This is a genomic window from Arthrobacter sp. MMS24-T111 (assembly GCF_054888995.1).
In genome coordinates, this window is sequence record NZ_JBTZRO010000001.1 from 1,765,999 (window position 1) to 1,783,599 (window position 17,601).

Below are 17,601 nucleotides of genomic sequence, written 5' to 3' on the forward strand. Positions count from 1 at the left end.
CAGAATCTTATGGGCGCGCTGGTATGACTGCCAGCACAGTGGTGGGATGAATCACACAACTTCCGCTGCAGTGCCGCAGCGCACGGCCGCCCCCGCCCCGGGCGCAGGCCTTTCCGGGTTTCCCCGGCGTTCCGTGCTCGCCGTCCTGGTGTGCTGGCTGCTGGTCGTTTTCGACGGCTACGACCTGATCGTCTACGGCACCGTCCAAGGCTCGCTCATCAGCGACACCGGCTGGGGCCTGACCAAGGCAACGGCTGGAACGATCGGATCCATGGCCTTCGTGGGCATGATGATCGGAGCCGTTTTTGCCGGACGGATGGCCGACACCTGGGGCCGCCGCCGCACCATCATCTACTGCGCCGTAGTGTTCTCCCTCTTCACCATCCTCTGTGCGTTTGCCCCGAGCGCCCCGGTGTTCGGCGGCCTCCGGCTGCTGGCAGGCATTGGCCTGGGCGGCCTGGTGCCATCGGCCAACGCCCTGGTGGCCGAGCTCGTTCCGGAAAAGTGGCGGTCCACCATCGCCACCCTCATGATGTCCGGTGTCCCCATTGGCGGTTCAATCGCCGCGCTCGTGGGTATTCCGCTGATCCCGGCCTTCGGCTGGCCGGCGATGTTCCTGGTGGCCGTCGTGGCCCTGGTGGTGGTGATCCCGCTGGGGCTCCGCTACCTGCCGGAAACCCTGGCACCCAAGACAGCCGCCGGCAGCACCGCGAAGGCGTCCGCGGGATTCGGGACCCTGCTGAGGGCGCCCTACCTTGGCACCAGCCTGCTGTTTGCGGTGGCCACCCTGGTGACGCTGTTTGCCTGGTACGGCCTGGGAACGTGGCTGCCCAACCTCATGCAGCTGGCCGGTTACAACCTGGGCTCCGCGCTGACCTTCGCCCTGGCGCTCAACCTGGGCGCCGTGGCCGGGTCAGTCCTCACGGCCTGGGCCGGCACCCGGTTCGGTCCCCTCCCCACTGCCATCGCGGCAGCGGGCGTGGCCGCCCTCGCCCTGGTGGTGCTGGTGACCGGACCGCCGGTCGCCGTCGTCTACCTCATGCTGGTGCTCGCCGGCGTGGGAACGCACGGCACCCAGTGCCTGATCATCGCCGCAGTGGCCAGCCACTACCCGGCGCACCTGCGCGGCACCGCCCTCGGCTGGGCGCTGGGCGTCGGCCGGATTGGCGCCGTGGCCGCGCCGCAGGCCGGCGGGCTCCTGCTCGCAGCGGGACTGGGCGTCAATTCCAACTTCCTGGCCTTCGCCGGAGCAGCAGCCGCGGCGGCGGTCCTGATCGCGGCCGTCGGCACCAAAATCAAGAAATCAACAGCAGTAGGAGCTACCAATGTCTAACGTCAAAGAGTCCACCGATGTCCTCGTGGTGGGCGGCGGCATGGCCGGGCTGGCCGGAGCGCTCGCCCTGCGCGAAAACGGCGCCGACGTCACGCTGGTTGAAGTGGCACCGGCCTTCGGCGAAGTGGGAGCCGGGCTGCAGATGGCCCCCAACGCGTCCCGGGTACTCAAGCGCTGGGGACTGCTGGAGAAAGCCCTGGAAATCGGCGTCCAGCCCAAGCACCTGGTGTTCCGCGACGCGGTTACGGGGGAGGAACTGACGCGCCAGACCCTGCGAGGCGAGTTTGAGGAGCGCTACGGGGCGCCCTACGTGGTGATCCACCGCAGCGACCTGCACCGAATCCTGCTCGAGGCCTGCCAGGCAGCCGGCGTGACCCTGGTGAACGATGTCCTGGTGCAGAAGGTGGAAACCGACGGTGACCGGGCGCGGGCCTACACCGCCAAGGGCGAGGTGTTCGAAGCCGACGCCATCCTGGCCGCGGACGGGCTCAAATCCACCCTGCGCGGCACGGTTGCCAATGACGGTCCCGTGAACTCGGCCTATGTGGCCTACCGGGGAACCGTGCCGATCACGGAGGAGACCCCCGCTGCGGACCTGGAGGACGTCATCGTCTACCTCGGCCCCAACTGCCACCTGGTCCAGTACCCACTCCGGAAGGGCCAGCTGCTCAATACGGTTGCCGTGTTCAAGTCGGCATCATTCGAGCGCGGCGAAGAGCAGTACGGCGGCGTGGACGAACTCGAGGCGGCCTACGCCGGCTGCGTCCCCGCGGTGCAGGCGGCCCTGAAGAACTTGGCCACCGGCATCCGCTGGCCCATGTACGACCGCAATCCGATCGACAACTGGGTGTCCGGCCGCATGGCGCTGATCGGCGATGCCGCCCACCCGATGCTCCAGTACCTGGCCCAGGGTGCGTGCCAGGCGCTGGAGGACGCGGCAGTGCTCCAGGATGTGTCCCGGAACCAGGTTTTCACCCCCGAGGGGATCGACGCCGGTGCCTGGGAGGATGCCTTCCGCGAGTTCAATGAAACCCGCGCAGCCCGCACCGCCCGCGTGCAGCGCACCGCCAGGATCTGGGGCGAGTCCTGGCACGTCGGCGGCGTGGCCCGGGTGCTTCGGAACATGCTGTTCAAGAGCCGCGGCGACAACAACTTCCAGTACAACGACTGGCTGTACGGCCGCGGCGAGCCCGGCGTTCCGGCAGAGGTGCCGGCCGGGGCCAAGCTCGTGGAAGCCTAAGCAGCGCGATATGAAGGCGGGCGTACGACGACGGGTGGCTCCCGGCGTCGTACGCCCGCCTCTTTGCCGGGTCGGCCGGATCCTCCCTGGACCGCCCGTTGCTAGGCTTCAGATCATGGGGCAAAGTTCGGGGGCAGGGCAGTGGGATGGCGGGCTGCTGAGCGCCGAACAGTCCAGGCTGGCTGAGGGGTGGCTTGGCTCGCCGAAACTTATCGCCGACCTGTCCTGGGGGATCGTGGACACCAAGGTCCTCAAGGTCCGGGCGGCCACCGGGCAGGTAATCATCAAGGCTGCCGGACCTTCGAACCACCACCTGGGCCGCGAGGTCGCGGCCCACAACGCCTACACACGGCCGCTTGCCCGGCGCGGCCGGGCAGCCCGCCTGCTTCATTCAGACCCGGACGCCAACATCCTGGTGACTGAGTACCTTGAGGGCGTTCTGGTGGAGGCAACCCCGGCCGAGCAGGTCCCGGAGACCTACGCCCAGGCCGGCGAACTGTTGAAGGTGCTTCACAGCCAGGAGCGCCGCTGCGATGACACCTGCGAAGCGCGGGCCACGGCGAAGGCGTTTGCGTGGTTGGACCGGGACCATCGCATCGATCCATCCATCGAGTTGGAGGCACGGAGTCGCCTTGCGGAGTACCGGCCTGCCCCCATCACCGTAGTTCCCACCCATGGTGACTGGCAGCCGCGGAACTGGCTCATCCACAATGGCGAGCTTCGGATTATCGACTTCGGCAGGTTCGATTTCAGGCCGGCCGCCACTGATCTGTGCCGGTTGGCGGTGCAGCAATGGCGGGGAAGGCCGGAGCTCGAGAAGGCCTTTCTGGAGGGATACGGAGCTGACCCCAGGTCCATGGAGGTGTGGCGCATCGACTTGCTCCGGGAAGCGATCGGTACGGCGGTCTGGGCGTACCAGGTGGGGGATGGGAACTTTGAACGGCAAGGCCACCGCATGCTTCGGGAGGCCCTGGACCGCTTCCAGCTGTCCTAGCCTTCGTCGAGTCGTATGTGGTGCGCCTTTACCCCTTCCCCCAATACCTTCACCCCGGGACACCGGCTGGTGCTGCCGTTTACCTTGGGCTGATCAGGCGGGGGCCGGGCCCGTCGATTCCCGGACCGTCAGGTGGGTGGGCATGACGGCGAGTTTCCGGGTGGCGCTTCCCGGGAGGGGATTGAGCTGGGCCAGGAGCATGGACACCGCCACCCTGCCAGCCTGCTCGATGGGGCTGGAAATGGTGGTCAGCGGCGGATTGCAGAAATCGGCGCCGAAGATATCGTCCGAGCCGATGATGCTCATGTCCGCAGGCACCCGGATGCCGCGGGCCTGCAGCCGCTGGAGCATGCCAATGGCGAGCAGGTCGTTGAACACGATGCAGGCCGTGGCCCCGGTGCGGACAGCGGCATCCGCCGCGGCCGCCCCGGACGTTGTCTTTGGCGCGTAGGGGCCAATCCGGTGGACTTCCATTCCCCGCTTCGTGGCGTCCTCTTCGAACACCTTCCATCGCATCTGGTTTGACCAGGAGGTGGGAGGCCCGGCGACGTAGCAGACTTTGTGATGGCCCAGCGATGCCAGGTGCTCCAGCGCCTGGATGATGGCCGACGGCGTATCGATCATCACGGTGGGAGCGCTGGTGGACGCGCGGTTGAAAGTGACCAGTGGCTGTGTCTGGGAGACTTCCGTCAGCTGGGCGTCGGTCAGGCGGGACGCCGCCAGGATGAAGCCATCGGCGGACTTGCGCATTTTGTGCAGCGCATCCAGTTCCATCTCGCTGGACTCCTCCGTGTCCACCAGGAGCTGTGTCACGCCGGCTGCCTTGAGCTGGTGCTGGGTACCCCGGATGATGTCGAAGTAGAACGGGTTGGTGATGTCGGGAACCAGCACGGCCACGGCATTCGTCCGCCCCGAGCTGAGGCCGCGCGCCTGCGAGCTGGGAATGTAGTTGAGTTCTGCGGCTGCCTCTTCGATCCGGACCCGCGTCCGCGGATTGACCCGCTCGGGCCGCGAGAGCGCCCGTGACACCGTGGACGTGGCCACGCCCGCAAGCTCGGCAACATCCCGGATGGTGGGCGGACGGTCCCGCCGGGCGTTTGCGTCTCCGGCCCCCTGCGGAGCGGGTTCCACCGATGGATTAGCCATAGTTGCCGACCTTTCATCGCTGGCTTGGAGAATCCGCCGGCAGCATCCGCGCTGCGTTTCTCCGACTTGGGATGATCCAATGACACCACTCATGGCAACTTTTGGCAACCGCTTGCCGCAAGCTTTCCAATTTCCTAGACTGACTCTCGAGTCGCCTGCAGTGATTTCCGCCACAAGACGGATGTGGCCATGCGGGTGTCCTAGAGGAGAAAAAACAATGAGGTTTAAATCGACTACTGGGCTTGCGGCGATCGTCACGGCTGCAGCGCTCGCCTTGACCGGGTGTGGATCGAAGCTCCGGCAACGGGGGCGGCTCAACCAGCTCGGACGGCAAAGTGGACGGCACCGGGAAGACGCTGAGCGTCCTGGTGAACGTTTCCAGCCAGTACCCGGAACAGCAGAAGCAGTGGCAGTCCGATATTGCCGCGAAGTTCAAAGCTGAGACCGGCGCCGACGTGAAATTCGAGACCTTTGCTTCGGCCAACGATGAACTCACGCGGATCCAAACGTCCGTGGTCTCGGGCCAGGGCCCGGACGTCTACAGCCTCGGAACCACGTTCACCCCCACGGCATATGCCACCAAGGCCTTCGTGACCCTCTCCGACGACGACTGGAAGAAGGTGGGTGGCAAGGACCGCTTCAACCCGGCAACCCTGGGAATCTCCGGGCCGGACAAGGACCACCTGGCCGGCATCCCGTTCGTCAGCCGGCCGTTCGTCATGGCGTACAACAAGGACCTGTTGGCTGCGGCGGGCATCGACAAGCCTGCCACCAACTGGGATGACCTGGCCGCCCAGGCCAAGAAGATGACCAAGGACGGCACCTATGGCATCGCCACCGGATACAAGGACAGCTTCGATCCCTGGAAGTTCATCTGGGCCATGTCCGTCCAGGCCGGCAACCCGCTGGTGGACGGCAACAAGCTGAAGATGGATGACCCCACGGTCAAGAAGGCCTACGAAACGTACTTCGGCTGGCTCACCAACGACAAAGTGGTTGACCCCGCATCGATTGGCTGGAGCAACAGCAACGCCGTGGCTGCCTTCGCCAGCGGCAAGGCCGGGTACCTGATGATGACCACGTCCAGCTCGATTCCCACCCTGGACAAGTCAGCCGTCGCCGGCAAGTACGAATACGCCCTGATGCCCACGATTGCTCCGGGCCAGACCCAGTCCAAGTCCGACGGCGATGCTGCCAGCATCCTCTCCGGCGACAACCTGGTGGTGGCCGACTACTCCAAGCAGAAGGACTTGGCCTTCGCCTACATCAAGCTGATCACCTCCAAGGACGAACAGCTGAACTACCAGAAGGTCTTCGGTGACCTTCCGGCCAACGCCGAGGCCCTCGCCACCCTGACCGACGCCAAGCTCAAGCCGCTGGCCGATGCTGCCGCCAAGTCAAAGGCCACCCCGTTCACGGGCGCCTGGGGCGATATCCAGCTGGGCCTGCTGAACGTCACTGTCCAGTCGATCCCGGACCTGGCCGCCGGCAAGGTGGACGGATCCGCCCTCGATACCCGGATCAAAGACGCCCAAAACAAGGGCCAGGCTTCCCTGGACCGGGCCTCCAAAGGATAAGTTCTGATGTCAACCGACGCCTCTCATGAAGTACGGCCTGCGGTGGAATCCGCCGCAGGCCGGGCGCCCCGGACCGCCAATGACGCCGGGCAGCAGCCCGGCCCCAAGGACGGCCCGCGGCACAAGGGCCTGAGCGAGCGGAACCGTCCGCTCTGGATGCTGATCCCCGGCGGGGTCCTGATGATCATCATCATCGTGGTGCCGCTGCTGCTGGGCATTTACATGTCCATCCTCAACCTGGACCAGTACACGCTGCGGAAGTGGGTCAGTGCACCAATCATCGGAGTCGAAAACTTCGTTGAAGCCGTCACCAACTCGCCGCTGCTCCACGCCGTGTGGCTCAGCGTCAGCTACTCGCTGCTTGCCATGGTGGTGACCCTGCCGCTGGGCATTGCCGCCGCCGTGGCAACCCAGAACGCCTTCAAGGGCCGCGCCCTGATCCGCTCGGTCTTCCTCATCCCGTATGTCCTGCCGTCCTTCGTGGTGGCCACCGTCTGGCGGACCATGCTCCAGCCCGGCGGCATCGTGGACGAGGCCCTGGCCACCGTGGGAATCCACGTGGGACTCTGGCTCAACGGACCGCAAACCTTCTGGACGTTGGTCCTGGTACAGATCTGGGCTTCCTGGCCGTTCATCTACCTGCTGGCATTGTCCGGCCTGCAGTCCGTGGACCACGAGGTGCACGAGGCCTCAGCCCTGGACGGGGCGTTGTGGTGGAACAAACTCCGCTACGTGATCTTCCCGTACCTGAAGGGCCCGCTGGCCCTGGCCTTCCTGATCGGAATGCTGCACCACATCAACAACTTCACCCTTCCGTTCGTGCTGTTCGGGGTCCCGGCGCCAACGGACGTGGAAGTCCTCCCCATCCTGACCTACGTCACCAGCTTCCAGAGCTTCCGCTTTGGGCTGAGTGCTGCGATGGCCTTCATTTCCCTGGTGCTCATCGCCATCCCGTTGTTCGTCTACCTCCGCGCCGTGAAGCTTGACGACGCCGACACCCCAGGAGCGAAGAAATGAGCGCCACCATCGCCGGTCGCCGGAGCGCGCCGACCGCGGACGTCGAGCGTCCGGGCTCACACCGCCAGCACGAGGTGCTGCGGCTCCTGCCCGGCCCCCTGCTGGTCATCATCCTTGTCTTCCTGGGTGCACTCGTCCTCATTCCGGTGCTCTACATCTTCCTGGCATCGGTGAACTCGGACATCGGCGTTGCCAACGGCGAGTTCTGGCCGTCATCAGTGACCTTCGAGAACTACTCGAAGATCTGGACCAGCGTGGGTCTCGCCACCGGCCTGACCAACAGTGTCCTGGTGGCCGGATCAACCGCCGTGGTATCCGCGGCCTTGTCCGTGTCCACTGCGTTCGTCCTGGTCCGGTACAGCTTCCGTGGAAGGCTCAGCATCCTGCGCGGCCTGCTGGCACTGCAGTCCGTCCCGGGAACCTTGATGGTGCTGCCGGTGTTCGTGCTCTTTTCCTCGGCGGCAACCTACCTTGGCATTCAGGTGATCGGGACCCAGTGGGGCCTGTTCGTGACCTACCTGACCTTCGCCATGCCGTTCTCCACCTGGGTGATGGTCACCTACCTGCGCGGGCTCCCCAAGGAACTTGAGGAAGCAGCCAAGATCGACGGCGCGTCCAACCTCGGCGTCCTCTTCCGCATCGTGCTGCCCCTGAGCTGGCCCGGAATCGTCGTCTCCGGCATCTTCGCCTTCCTGCTCGGCTGGAACGACGTGCTCTTCGCCTCGGTGATGACGCGCCCCGAAAGCCAGACCGCCGCCGTCGCCCTGCAAATCTTTGGTGCCTCGCAGGAAGGCGGCGCCATTCCCTACTACGGCCAGATGATGGCCGCAGCCCTGGTGTGTGCAGCACCGGTGGTCATTCTCTACCTGATTTTCCAGCGTTACCTAGTAGGCGGGCTGACCGCCGGAGGAGTTAAATAACCATGGTCTCGACCACCCAGGTCACGTGGCAGCTGTCCGGTTTCGGCGACGAAATCGACGACGACCCCGCAGTCCAGATCGCCGTGCTGCAGGCCCTCGGCGCCAACCACATCGAGGTCCGCAGCGCATGGGGAACCAACATTGTGGACCTCAGCGACGAACAGCTCCAGGCACTTGCCGCCCTGCTGGCGGATAAAGGCATGAAGGTCTCGGCGATTGCCTCGCCCATTGGAAAAGTGGACGTCAGCCTCCCGGTGGAGCATGAGGTGGAGCGGTTGCGCCGTGCGGTTAATGCCGCCAAGGTCCTGGACGCGAAGTACATCCGCATCTTCTCCTTCTACTACGGCGAGTCAGTCCAGGTGGACAGCATCCGGGACGACGTCATCGAGCGCATGCGCGCCCTGGCCGCGGTGGCCGAGGAAGCCGGTGTGATCCTCCTGCACGAAAACGAGAAGGACATCTTCGGAGACGTCCCGGACCGCGTGCTGGACATCATCGAGACCGTGGAGTCACCCGCCCTGAAAGTGGCCTGGGACGCGGCAAACTTCGTCCAGGTGGGCGTCAAGCCCTTCGACGAGGGATACGCCAAGCTGCGCCCGCACCTGGAATACCTCCAGGTCAAGGATGCCCTCTTCGCCAACGGCCACGTAGTGCCTGCCGGCGAAGGCGACGGGGACGTCCTGAAGACCGTCGAGGCGCTCAAGGCGGACGGCTACGAAGGCTTCGCTTCCCTTGAGCCGCACCTCGCCGGTGCCCACGGCCTGGGCGGTTTCTCCGGCCCCACGGCCTTCGGAATCGCAGCCCGCGCCTTCGCCAAAGTCACCGCAGAAGCAGGAGTCCAGACCGCATGAGCACCTTGAACGCAGCCATTACCGGGTGCGGCGTCATTGGCCGCACGCACGCCGTAGCCCTCCGCGAATTCCCGGAAGTCCGCATCGTCGCCCTCATCGATGCCATCCCGGCGGCCGCCGAAGCACTCGCGGACTTCATCGAACAGCAGGGCGGTACGCGGCCGGCCCTGTACACCACCCAGGCGGAGGCCTTCGCCGCCGAAGACATCCACCTCGTGGCACTGGCGACTCCCAGCGGCCTGCACATCCAGCAGAGCCTTGAGGTGCTGGCGGCAGGCAAGCACGTGGTCATCGAAAAGCCCCTCGACGTGGACCTCAGGCGGGCCCAGGAAATCGAGGCAGCCGCGAAGGAAGCAGCCGGCAAGGGCATCGTTGCCTCGGTCATCAGCCAGCACCGGTTCGACCAGTCCAGCGTCGCCGTGTCCCGCGCCATCGCAGATGGCCGCTTCGGCAAGCTGACGTCCGCCATCGCCTCGGTGGCATGGTGGCGCAGCCAGGGCTACTACGACTCCGGCGACTGGCGCGGCACTTGGGCGATGGACGGCGGCGGCGCCCTCATGAACCAGGGCGTGCACACCGTGGACCTGCTCCTGTGGTTCATGGGACGGCCGGTGGAAATCTTTGCGCACACGGCCCGCCTCGCCCACGAACGGATCGAAGTGGAGGACACGGCGGTAGCCACCGTGACCTTCGAGAACGGCGGCCTGGCCGTCCTCCACGCCACCACTGCCGCCTACCCGGGACTGACCGTGCGCGTGCAGCTCATGGGCTCCGAGGGCTCGGCCGTGGTGGACAACGACCGGCTGGATTACTTCCACAGCCGCGCCGCAGGCGGCGCCTCGGCGGACATGGGACTCCAGGGCGGCGGCAACCAGGCGCAGGAAGAACTGGCCAAGTACCCGGAGGAAGACTACAAAGCAGCCGATCCCACCGTGTACCCGGCCGGCCACGTCCGTCAGTACCGGGACATCCTGGCCGCCATCGCCGGTGGGAAGCAACCCGGAGTTACTGTCAGCGACGCCGTCAATGCCCTTGCCGCGGTGCGTTCGGTGTACGTCTCGGCCACCCTCGGCCAGCCCGTCCTCTTCGAGGATGTCCTGGCAGGCAAGTACAACGACCTCGAAGTCCACACCGGCAGCACGGCAGAAAGCGCCTGACACCATGAAGTTCTCAGTATTTACCGCATCAACCCCCGAGTGGACCCCCGAGGAGGCCGTCCAGCAGCTCGCCGGCCAAGGCTGGGACGGCGTCGAATGGCGCATCACGGACCAGGGCGAAGCCCCCGAGCCCGGCTTCTGGGCCGGGAACAAGGCAACCGTGCCGCTGGCCGGAATGGAAGACCACCTGGACCGGATCGCCGCCATAACCAGCGACGCCGGCCTGGAGTTCTCCGGCATCGGCGGGTACGCGCGGTGCGACAACCATGACGATGTGGACCGCATGCTCGCCGCCACCGCCAAGCTCGGAGCCGGCCAGGTGCGGGTGACCACGCCGCCGCTCGGAACCGCAGCCTGGGGCAACGAACCGGCCAGCGGCACCCCGTACCCGGAACTCTTCGCCGCTGCCCGCCGCGATTTCGAATGGATTGCCGAGCGGGCGGCGCACCACGGAGTGAAGGCGCTCGTGGAGCTGCATCACCGCACCATCACCGCATCGGCATCATCGGCGCTGCGGCTCCTGGACGGCCTGGACCCCCGGCACGTCGGCGTCATCCATGACCTGGGAAACCTGCTGATCGAAGGGCAGGAGGATTATCTCCCCGCCTTCGAGCTCCTCGGCGACTACCTGGCGCACGTGCACGTGAAGAACGCGGTGTGGGTGGACAGCGGCGAGACCGACGAATCAGGGGCAGCCATTTTCAAGAATGAGTGGGCGCCCCTGCGTGCGGGACAGGGCAGCGTCCTGCAGTATTTCAAGGCGCTCGCAGCCTTCGGATACGACGGCTGGGTGACCGTGGAGGACTTTTCCACCGATCAGCCGCTGGCTGAACGAACCGCCGGGAACCTTGAGTACCTCCGCGCAACGGCGGCCCTGGCTGGGCTCAATGTCGCAGCCGGGAGGCGTTGAGCCATGGCGCAGACCATAGCGGACCACCCGGACCGGCTCCTGCCTGCCGATCCCGGGGTCCGGGAGGTTGCCCGCTCGCTCTTCTCACGAGTGGAAAAACTCCCCATCATTTCCCCGCACGGGCACGTCGACGCCGCAGTTATCGAACAAAACACGCCGTTCCCGGACCCGGCCGCACTCCTGGTCACCCCGGACCATTACGTCACCCGCCTGATCCACGCGGGCGGAGTGACCATGGACCAGCTGGGCCTTGGCAACCAGCCCGCGGACTCGCGCCAGGTCTGGCGGCACTTCTGTGAAGCATGGCCCGCCTTCGAGGGAACCGCCTCCGGGTACTGGATCCGGCAGGAGTTCGCCCACGTCTTCGGCCTGGCCGAGGAACCGTCCGGCCAGAACGCCGACCGGCTCTACGATGCCTTGCAGGCCAAGTTGTCCGAGCCCGGTTTCCGGCCCCGGGAACTGTTCAAGGAATTCAACATCGAGGTGCTCGCCACCACGGATGACCCGCTGGATTCGCTGGACAGCCACGCTGCGCTGCATGCGGACCCCGCCTTCGCCGGCCGGGTGCTGCCCACCTTCCGGCCGGACCCGTACTTGAACATGGCACATCCGGCCTGGCAGGAGAACGTTGAACGCCTTCTCGGCTCGGCGGGGGAGGGTGCCACCGGCTATGCCGGGTACATCAAGGCGCTTGAGTCGCGGCGGCGGCACTTCGTGGAGCGCGGCGCCGTCTCCGCCGACCACGGCGTCTTCACCCCTGCCACCCTGAAACTGGACGACGGCGAGGCGGAGCGGCTTTTTGAGCGCGGCAGGACGGGCCAGGCGAGCGCCCGGGACAGGGACGCCTTCGAAGCCCACATGCTCTACCAGATGGCCAGGATGTCGGTGGAGGACGGGCTGGTCATGACCATCCACCCGGGCTCCTTCCGGAACCACCACGCACCCACGTTCGAGGCCTTCGGCGCCGATACCGGACACGACATCCCGGTGGCGGTGAACTACACCGAAGCCATCCGGCCGCTGTTGCAGGACTTTGGCACGGCCAAGGACTTCCACCTGGTCCTGTTCACCCTGGACGAGACCGTCTTCTCCCGCGAACTGGCGCCGCTGGCCGGGTTCTACCCGTCGGTCTACCTCGGTGCGCCCTGGTGGTTCCTGGACGCCCCGGACGCCATGCTGCGCTTCCGGTCCGCGGTGACGGAGACCGCGGGTTTCACGCGGTCCTCCGGGTTCATCGATGACACCCGCGCCTTCTGTTCCATCCCGGCCCGCCATGACACGGCCCGGCGGATCGAGGCGTCCTTCCTGGCCCGCCTCGTGGCCGAACACCGGGTCACCGAGGAGCGGGCACACGAACTTATCGTGGATATCGTGGACGGGTCGCCACGGAGGGTGTTCAAGCTGTGAACGCCGCGCTGCCTGCACTCAACCGCAGCCTGAAGCCGCTGCCTAAGCCTCCGGTGCGCATCGTGCACCTTGGGCTGGGGGCGTTCCACCGCTCCCACCAGGCTTGGTATACCCAGCACGCCCCGGACGCGGCGGAGTGGGGGATCGCGGCGTTCACGGGCCGCCGGCCCGACGCCGCGGAAGCGCTGTCCCGCCAGGACTGCCTCTACACGCTGGTGGAGCGGTCGGCCCGCGGGGACAGCTTCGAAGTCATCGGCAGCATCGTGGAAGCGGTGGACGGCGCCAACACCGCACGGCTCTGCGAGCTTGTCGCGGCGAAGGAGACAGCGGTGGTCACGCTGACCATCACCGAGGCAGCCTACGGGCTGGCCGCGGATGGAACGTTCGACGCCGGCGCCCCAGGCACGGCGGATGACCTCCGGGCGCTGTCGGCAGCAGCGTCCGGGGAGGCCGGAGTGCCCGGCACGCCGCTGGGGCGCCTGGTGTTGGCCCTTGCCAGGCGCCGGGACAGCGGCGCGGGACCCATCGCCGTCGTCAGCTGCGACAACCTGTCCGCAAACGGTGAAGTTGCCCGCCGGGCCGTCCTGGGACTGGCCTCCGGATGGGGTTCCGGGCTGGCCGGATGGATCGAGGCGAACGTCAGCTTTGTCAGCACGTCCGTGGACAGGATTACGCCGCGGACCACCGAGGCGGACATCGCAGAGGTGGAAGAGCAATGCGGTTACAGCGACACTTCGCCGGTGGTGGCTGAACCTTTCCGGAACTGGGTGCTCAGCGGGGACTTCCCGGCCGGGCGTCCCCGCTGGGAGGAGGCCGGCGCCGTCGTGGTCGGTGACATCGAGCCGTATGAGAACCGGAAGCTGTGGCTCCTCAACGGCTCGCATTCCATCCTCGCCTACGCGGGACAGCTCCGCGGGCATGCCACCGTGGCGGACGCCCTGGCAGACCCCCTCTGCCGGAAAGCGGTGGAGGACTTCTGGGACGAGGCAGCCCGCCACCTGCAGGGGGAAGGGCTGGACATCCCGACCTACCGCCGGGCCCTGCTGGACCGCTTCGGAAACGCGCGTATCGCCCACCGGCTCGCACAGATCGCGGCCGATGCCACCACCAAGCTGCGCATGCGCGCGGTACCCGTGATGGCGGCGGAACGGGCCGACGGCCGCAGTGGCGCAGGCAGCGCTTTGATGCTTGCCGCCTGGATTGACTACGTCACCGCGGGAAACGACTTCCAGGATCCGCTCGCCGCCGAAATCCAGGCTGCTGTGGCACTCGACGGCACCAAACGGGTGCAGGGTTTGCTTCGCCTCGTCAGCGCTGCCCTCGCAGAGGACCCTGACGTCGTCGCCCTTGTTTCCCGGCTGCTCGGATCCTTCGCCACGACCCCGGCCGCCACCCCTGCACGTACCTGAAACCCGCTTTTACTTCCGGAAGGAACAGTTAGTCCCATGAAAATCATTGCCGCGGAAGTGTTCGTCACCAGCCCCACCCGAAACTTCGTGACCCTCCGAATCACCACGGACGACGGCGTGACGGGTATCGGCGACGCCACCCTGAACGGCCGCGAGCTCGCCGTCGCCGCCTACCTCAAGGAGCACGTCGCGCAGCTGCTCATCGGCAAGGACCCGCACCGGATCGAGGACACCTGGCAGTTCCTCTACCGGAGCGCGTACTGGCGCCGCGGCCCGGTCACCATGGCGGCCATCGCCGCCGTGGACATGGCACTGTGGGATATCAAGGGCAAGGTTGCCGGGCTTCCCGTGTACCAGCTGCTGGGCGGGGCGTCCCGGAACGGGCTGCGCGCCTACGGCCACGCGTCCGGCTCGGACATCGAGTCGCTGTTCGATTCCGTGCGGGAGCACCTGGAGCTCGGCTACAAGTCGATCCGGATCCAGACCGCCATCCCGGGGATCAAAGCCGTCTACGGCGTGGCTGCCCAGGCGCAGGCGTCGGGGGAGCGATATGACTACGAGCCCGCCGGCCGGGGGGCGTTCCCGCAGGAAGAGGACTGGGACACCCGCGCCTACCTGCGGCACCTGCCCACGGTCTTCGAGGCTGTCCGGAACGAGTTCGGCCCCGAGATCCCGCTGCTGCATGACGGGCACCACCGGATGACGCCCATCCAGGCCGCGAAACTGGGCAAGGCACTGGAGCCCTACGACCTGTTCTGGCTGGAGGACTGCACTCCGGCGGAGAACCAGGAGGGCCTGCGCCTGGTCCGCCAGCACACCACCACACCGCTGGCGATTGGTGAAATTTTCAACACCGTGTTCGACTTCCAGACGCTGATCAAGGAACAGCTGATCGACTACGTCCGGGCAGCGTCCACGCACTTCGGCGGGATTTCGCCGCTGAAGAAGGTTATGGACTTTGCGGCGCAGTACCAGATCAAGTCCGGTTTCCACGGCCCCACGGACATTTCCCCCGTGGGCTTCGCCGCGCAGCTGCATGTGGGCCTTGCCATCCACAACTACGGCATCCAGGAGTACATGCAGCACTCGGACAAGACCAACGAGGTCTTCGAACAGTCCATGACCTTCACCGACGGCTACCTGCACCCCGGCGACAAGCCCGGCATCGGCGTCGAATTCAACGAGGAAGCCGCCGCCGCCTACCCCTACCAGCAGGCCTACCTGCCGTACAACCGCCTGGTCGACGGCACGGTGCACGACTGGTGAGGCTGGCCACGACTGGTAAGGAAAGCGCCCGATGAACAAGATCCGAATCGTCGTGATGGGCGTCTCCGGCTGCGGCAAGACCACCATCGGCGATCTCGTGGCCCGCGAACTGGGCATCCCGTTCCTGGACGGCGATTCCTTGCACCCGGTGGAAAATGTCGCCAAGATGGCAGCCGGCACGCCCCTGACGGACGAGGACCGCTGGCCCTGGCTGGCCACCGTGGGCAGCAGGCTCGCCGGCGCGGCCGACGGTGGCCTGGTCCTTGCATGCTCGGCGCTGCGCCGCACGTACCGCGACGCCATCCGCGCCCAGGCACCGGATACGGTGTTCCTGCACCTGAACGGCAGCAAGGAAGTCCTGAAGGCGCGGACAGAAGGCCGCAGCGGCCACTTCATGCCACCCGCGCTCCTGGACTCCCAGCTCGCCACCCTCGAACCGCTCCAGGACGACGAAGCCGGAGTCGTGGTGGACATCGCCGCACCCGTCGCCGAAGTCGTGGCCCAGGCACTCAAGGGGATCGCCGGCGTCGTACCTCCCGCCCGCCCGGCCGGGGCAGCCCGCCGCGGCAGTTCGGCGTCGACCTTGCCGCCGCGCCGTTCAACCTCGACGCCGGGGCCATCGCCTGGGTGGAGGGCACCCTTGCGGGGATGACGCTCGAGGAAAAGATCGGGCAACTGTTCATCAACCACAACAACGACTACTCGCCCGGGTACCTCGACGGCGTGCTGGACAACTACCACGTGGGCGGCATGCGCTACCGCCCCGGACCGTCAGCCGCCGTGCAGGAACACATCCGGTACGCCCAGTCCAGGTCCAGGATCCCGCTGCTGGTTGCGTCCAACCCGGAAATGGGCGGTGCAGGCAGTTGCGATGACGGCACCTTCGTCTCCACGCACCTGCAGGCCGGTTCCCACCCGGACAAGAATATTGCCCGGCAAATGGGGCAGGTGGCCGGGGTGGAGACCGCGGCCCTGGGCTGCAACTGGGCCTTCGCGCCGATCGTGGACATCCACTACAACTGGCGGAACACCGTGATCTCGACCCGCTCGTTCGGCAACACCCCGGACGTTGTGGTGGAGCGGGCCAAGGAGTACTTCGACGGCATCAGCGAATCACCCACGGCCTGCGCCATGAAGCACTTCCCGGGGGACGGCATCGATGAGCGGGACCAGCACGTGGTTACCTCCTACAACACCCTTGGGTACGACGAATGGAACCGTACCTACGGGCACGTGTACCGGGAAATGATCGGCCACGGTGTCCAGTCGATCATGGTGGGCCACATTGGAGCGCCGGAAGTTTCGCGGCACTTCCGGCCCGGCCTGGCCGACGCAGAGATCCTGCCGGCCACGTTGTCCCCGGAGCTTCCTGCAGGACCTGCTGCGCGGGGAGCTCGGCTTCAACGGGCTGGTCCTCACGGATGCCTCGCAGATGGTGGGCCTCACGCAGGCCATGAAGCGCAAGGACCTGGTGCCTGCCACGATCGCCGCCGGCTGCGACATGTTCCTCTTCTTCCGGAACCCGGCCGAGGACTTCCAGTACATGCTGGACGGCTACAAGTCGGGCGTCATCACCGAGCAGCGGCTGCACGACGCCCTGCGGCGCATCCTCGGCCTGAAGGCGTCGCTGGGCCTGCACCTCAAGCCTGTTGACCAGCTCGTGCCGCCGGCGGAGGCGCTTGCCGTCATTGGATCCGCTGCGCACCGTTCGGTGGCTGCGGAGATCGCCGACAAGACCGTGACCCTGGTCAAGGACACCGCGGGGAACCTGCCCATCACACCCGAAACCCATCCGCGGATCCGCCTCTACGGCATCTCCGGCGGTGCCGACTTCACGCGGGCTGATCCGCTGGCCTACCTGGACGTGGTGAAGGAGGAACTGGAGGCGGCGGGCTTCCAAGTGTCCTTGTTCAGGACGGCTGAACAGCGCGAGGCCGCGGGGGAGACCGGGGTCAACTTCATGTCCGTCATCTCCGAGGAGGCCACGGGGGACTATGCGGACAAGTACGACGCCGCCTTCGTGTTCGCCAATGTGAAGGGTTTTGCGCAGGAGGCCGCCATCCGGATCAAGTGGTCTTCGCCCATGGCAGCGGAAATCCCCTGGTACGTCACCGAGGTGCCCACCGTGTTCGTGTCCCTGAACCAGCCGAACCACCTCATCGACGTGCCCATGGTCAAGACGGCAATCCACGCGCACGCCGGGACCCGGGAGGCCATCCGGGCCACTGTGGAAAAAATCCAGGGCAAATCCGGCTTCCAAGGCACCTTCAACGAGAACGTGTTCTGCGGATCCTTCGACACGCGGCTGTAGGGGCTTTGGACTCTGGGGGCCTCGGGGTGTCGGTTTGTAGCCTCGAGGCATCCCTGGAACCAA

The 17,601-nt window shown here is 66.4% G+C and carries 14 protein-coding genes and 2 pseudogenes; 15 read left to right on the plus strand and 1 reads right to left on the minus strand.

All coding sequences use genetic code 11. The features are described 5' to 3' along the window. The first annotated feature begins 46 nt into the window (after positions 1–46). The 3 genes from ACX5I6_RS08265 (at position 47) to ACX5I6_RS08275 (ending at position 3,567) form a co-directional block, all read left to right on the plus strand. Positions 47–1,333, plus strand: coding sequence for an MFS transporter (locus ACX5I6_RS08265; protein ID WP_285247380.1), 1,287 nt, complete (start codon positions 47–49; stop codon positions 1,331–1,333). Beyond that, a complete protein-coding gene (locus ACX5I6_RS08270; RefSeq protein ID WP_461840138.1) occupies positions 1,326–2,573 on the plus strand; it encodes an FAD-dependent oxidoreductase in 1,248 nt (415 codons plus the stop codon). Before ACX5I6_RS08265 ends, ACX5I6_RS08270 begins: the two co-directional genes overlap by 8 nt. 115 nt (positions 2,574–2,688) lie before the next feature. Further along, complete coding sequence (locus ACX5I6_RS08275; RefSeq protein WP_461840139.1) at positions 2,689–3,567, plus strand: phosphotransferase; 879 nt, start codon at positions 2,689–2,691, stop codon at positions 3,565–3,567. A 93-nt stretch (positions 3,568–3,660) separates the two neighbouring features. On the opposite strand, the gene ACX5I6_RS08280 is transcribed toward ACX5I6_RS08275, so the two are convergent. Further along, positions 3,661–4,713 (minus strand): LacI family DNA-binding transcriptional regulator, encoded by a 1,053-nt coding sequence (locus ACX5I6_RS08280; protein WP_461840140.1) that lies wholly within the window; start codon positions 4,711–4,713, stop codon positions 3,661–3,663. Between the two features lie 217 nt (positions 4,714–4,930). Between ACX5I6_RS08280 and ACX5I6_RS08285 the strand changes: the two are divergent. The 12 genes and pseudogenes from ACX5I6_RS08285 to ACX5I6_RS08340 all read left to right on the plus strand — a co-directional run bounded on the left by ACX5I6_RS08285 (position 4,931) and on the right by ACX5I6_RS08340 (position 17,538). Then, a pseudogene (locus tag ACX5I6_RS08285) lies at positions 4,931–6,290 on the plus strand (ABC transporter substrate-binding protein). 6 nt (positions 6,291–6,296) lie between these two features. Next, complete coding sequence (locus tag ACX5I6_RS08290; protein ID WP_461840141.1) at positions 6,297–7,307, plus strand: carbohydrate ABC transporter permease; 1,011 nt, start codon at positions 6,297–6,299, stop codon at positions 7,305–7,307. Beyond that, positions 7,304–8,227, plus strand: coding sequence for a carbohydrate ABC transporter permease (locus ACX5I6_RS08295; protein WP_461840142.1), 924 nt, complete (start codon positions 7,304–7,306; stop codon positions 8,225–8,227). The genes ACX5I6_RS08290 and ACX5I6_RS08295 overlap by 4 nt, the downstream gene beginning before the upstream one ends. A gap of 2 nt (positions 8,228–8,229) precedes the next feature. Beyond that, the gene (locus tag ACX5I6_RS08300) at positions 8,230–9,078 is read left to right on the plus strand and encodes a sugar phosphate isomerase/epimerase family protein (RefSeq protein WP_461840143.1); all 849 of its coding nucleotides are present in this window, start codon (positions 8,230–8,232) and stop codon (positions 9,076–9,078) included. Further along, positions 9,075–10,235, plus strand: coding sequence for a Gfo/Idh/MocA family protein (locus ACX5I6_RS08305; protein ID WP_461840144.1), 1,161 nt, complete (start codon positions 9,075–9,077; stop codon positions 10,233–10,235). Before ACX5I6_RS08300 ends, ACX5I6_RS08305 begins: the two co-directional genes overlap by 4 nt. A gap of 4 nt (positions 10,236–10,239) precedes the next feature. Then, a complete protein-coding gene (locus ACX5I6_RS08310; RefSeq protein WP_461840145.1) occupies positions 10,240–11,145 on the plus strand; it encodes a sugar phosphate isomerase/epimerase family protein in 906 nt (301 codons plus the stop codon). 3 nt (positions 11,146–11,148) lie between these two features. After that, complete coding sequence (gene uxaC, locus ACX5I6_RS08315) at positions 11,149–12,552, plus strand: glucuronate isomerase (RefSeq protein WP_461840146.1); 1,404 nt, start codon at positions 11,149–11,151, stop codon at positions 12,550–12,552. After that, positions 12,549–13,961, plus strand: a complete 1,413-nt coding sequence (locus ACX5I6_RS08320) for a mannitol dehydrogenase family protein (protein WP_461840147.1) — start codon at positions 12,549–12,551, stop codon at positions 13,959–13,961. The genes uxaC and ACX5I6_RS08320 overlap by 4 nt, the downstream gene beginning before the upstream one ends. Positions 13,962–13,997: 36 nt before the next feature. Then, entirely contained in the window at positions 13,998–15,227 is a 1,230-nt protein-coding gene (gene manD / locus ACX5I6_RS08325) for a D-mannonate dehydratase ManD (protein WP_387458465.1), read from the plus strand. Between the two features lie 31 nt (positions 15,228–15,258). Next, entirely contained in the window at positions 15,259–15,879 is a 621-nt protein-coding gene (locus ACX5I6_RS08330) for a gluconokinase (protein ID WP_461840148.1), read from the plus strand. Next, positions 15,876–16,526: pseudogene (locus ACX5I6_RS08335) on the plus strand (glycoside hydrolase family 3 N-terminal domain-containing protein); the annotation flags it as partial. The gene ACX5I6_RS08330 and the pseudogene ACX5I6_RS08335, both read left to right, overlap by 4 nt. Next, positions 16,486–17,538 carry a glycoside hydrolase family 3 N-terminal domain-containing protein gene (locus ACX5I6_RS08340; protein ID WP_461840149.1) on the plus strand — a complete coding sequence of 351 codons (1,053 nt, stop codon included), beginning with the start codon at positions 16,486–16,488 and terminating at the stop codon, positions 17,536–17,538. The pseudogene ACX5I6_RS08335 and the gene ACX5I6_RS08340, both read left to right, overlap by 41 nt. The last annotated feature ends 63 nt before the right edge of the window (positions 17,539–17,601 follow it).

What these genes read in the sequence shown, in the direction of transcription:
- ACX5I6_RS08265 (WP_285247380.1), top strand. Translation starts at nt 47, where the DNA reads ATGAATCACACAACTTCCGCTGCAGTGCCGCAGCGCACGGCCGCCCCC.
- ACX5I6_RS08270 (WP_461840138.1), top strand. Translation starts at nt 1,326, where the DNA reads ATGTCTAACGTCAAAGAGTCCACCGATGTCCTCGTGGTGGGCGGCGGC.
- ACX5I6_RS08275 (WP_461840139.1), top strand. Translation starts at nt 2,689, where the DNA reads ATGGGGCAAAGTTCGGGGGCAGGGCAGTGGGATGGCGGGCTGCTGAGC.
- ACX5I6_RS08280 (WP_461840140.1), bottom strand. Translation starts at nt 4,713, where the DNA reads ATGGCTAATCCATCGGTGGAACCCGCTCCGCAGGGGGCCGGAGACGCA.
- ACX5I6_RS08290 (WP_461840141.1), top strand. Translation starts at nt 6,297, where the DNA reads ATGTCAACCGACGCCTCTCATGAAGTACGGCCTGCGGTGGAATCCGCC.
- ACX5I6_RS08295 (WP_461840142.1), top strand. Translation starts at nt 7,304, where the DNA reads ATGAGCGCCACCATCGCCGGTCGCCGGAGCGCGCCGACCGCGGACGTC.
- ACX5I6_RS08300 (WP_461840143.1), top strand. Translation starts at nt 8,230, where the DNA reads ATGGTCTCGACCACCCAGGTCACGTGGCAGCTGTCCGGTTTCGGCGAC.
- ACX5I6_RS08305 (WP_461840144.1), top strand. Translation starts at nt 9,075, where the DNA reads ATGAGCACCTTGAACGCAGCCATTACCGGGTGCGGCGTCATTGGCCGC.
- ACX5I6_RS08310 (WP_461840145.1), top strand. Translation starts at nt 10,240, where the DNA reads ATGAAGTTCTCAGTATTTACCGCATCAACCCCCGAGTGGACCCCCGAG.
- uxaC (WP_461840146.1), top strand. Translation starts at nt 11,149, where the DNA reads ATGGCGCAGACCATAGCGGACCACCCGGACCGGCTCCTGCCTGCCGAT.
- manD (WP_387458465.1), top strand. Translation starts at nt 13,998, where the DNA reads ATGAAAATCATTGCCGCGGAAGTGTTCGTCACCAGCCCCACCCGAAAC.
- ACX5I6_RS08330 (WP_461840148.1), top strand. Translation starts at nt 15,259, where the DNA reads ATGAACAAGATCCGAATCGTCGTGATGGGCGTCTCCGGCTGCGGCAAG.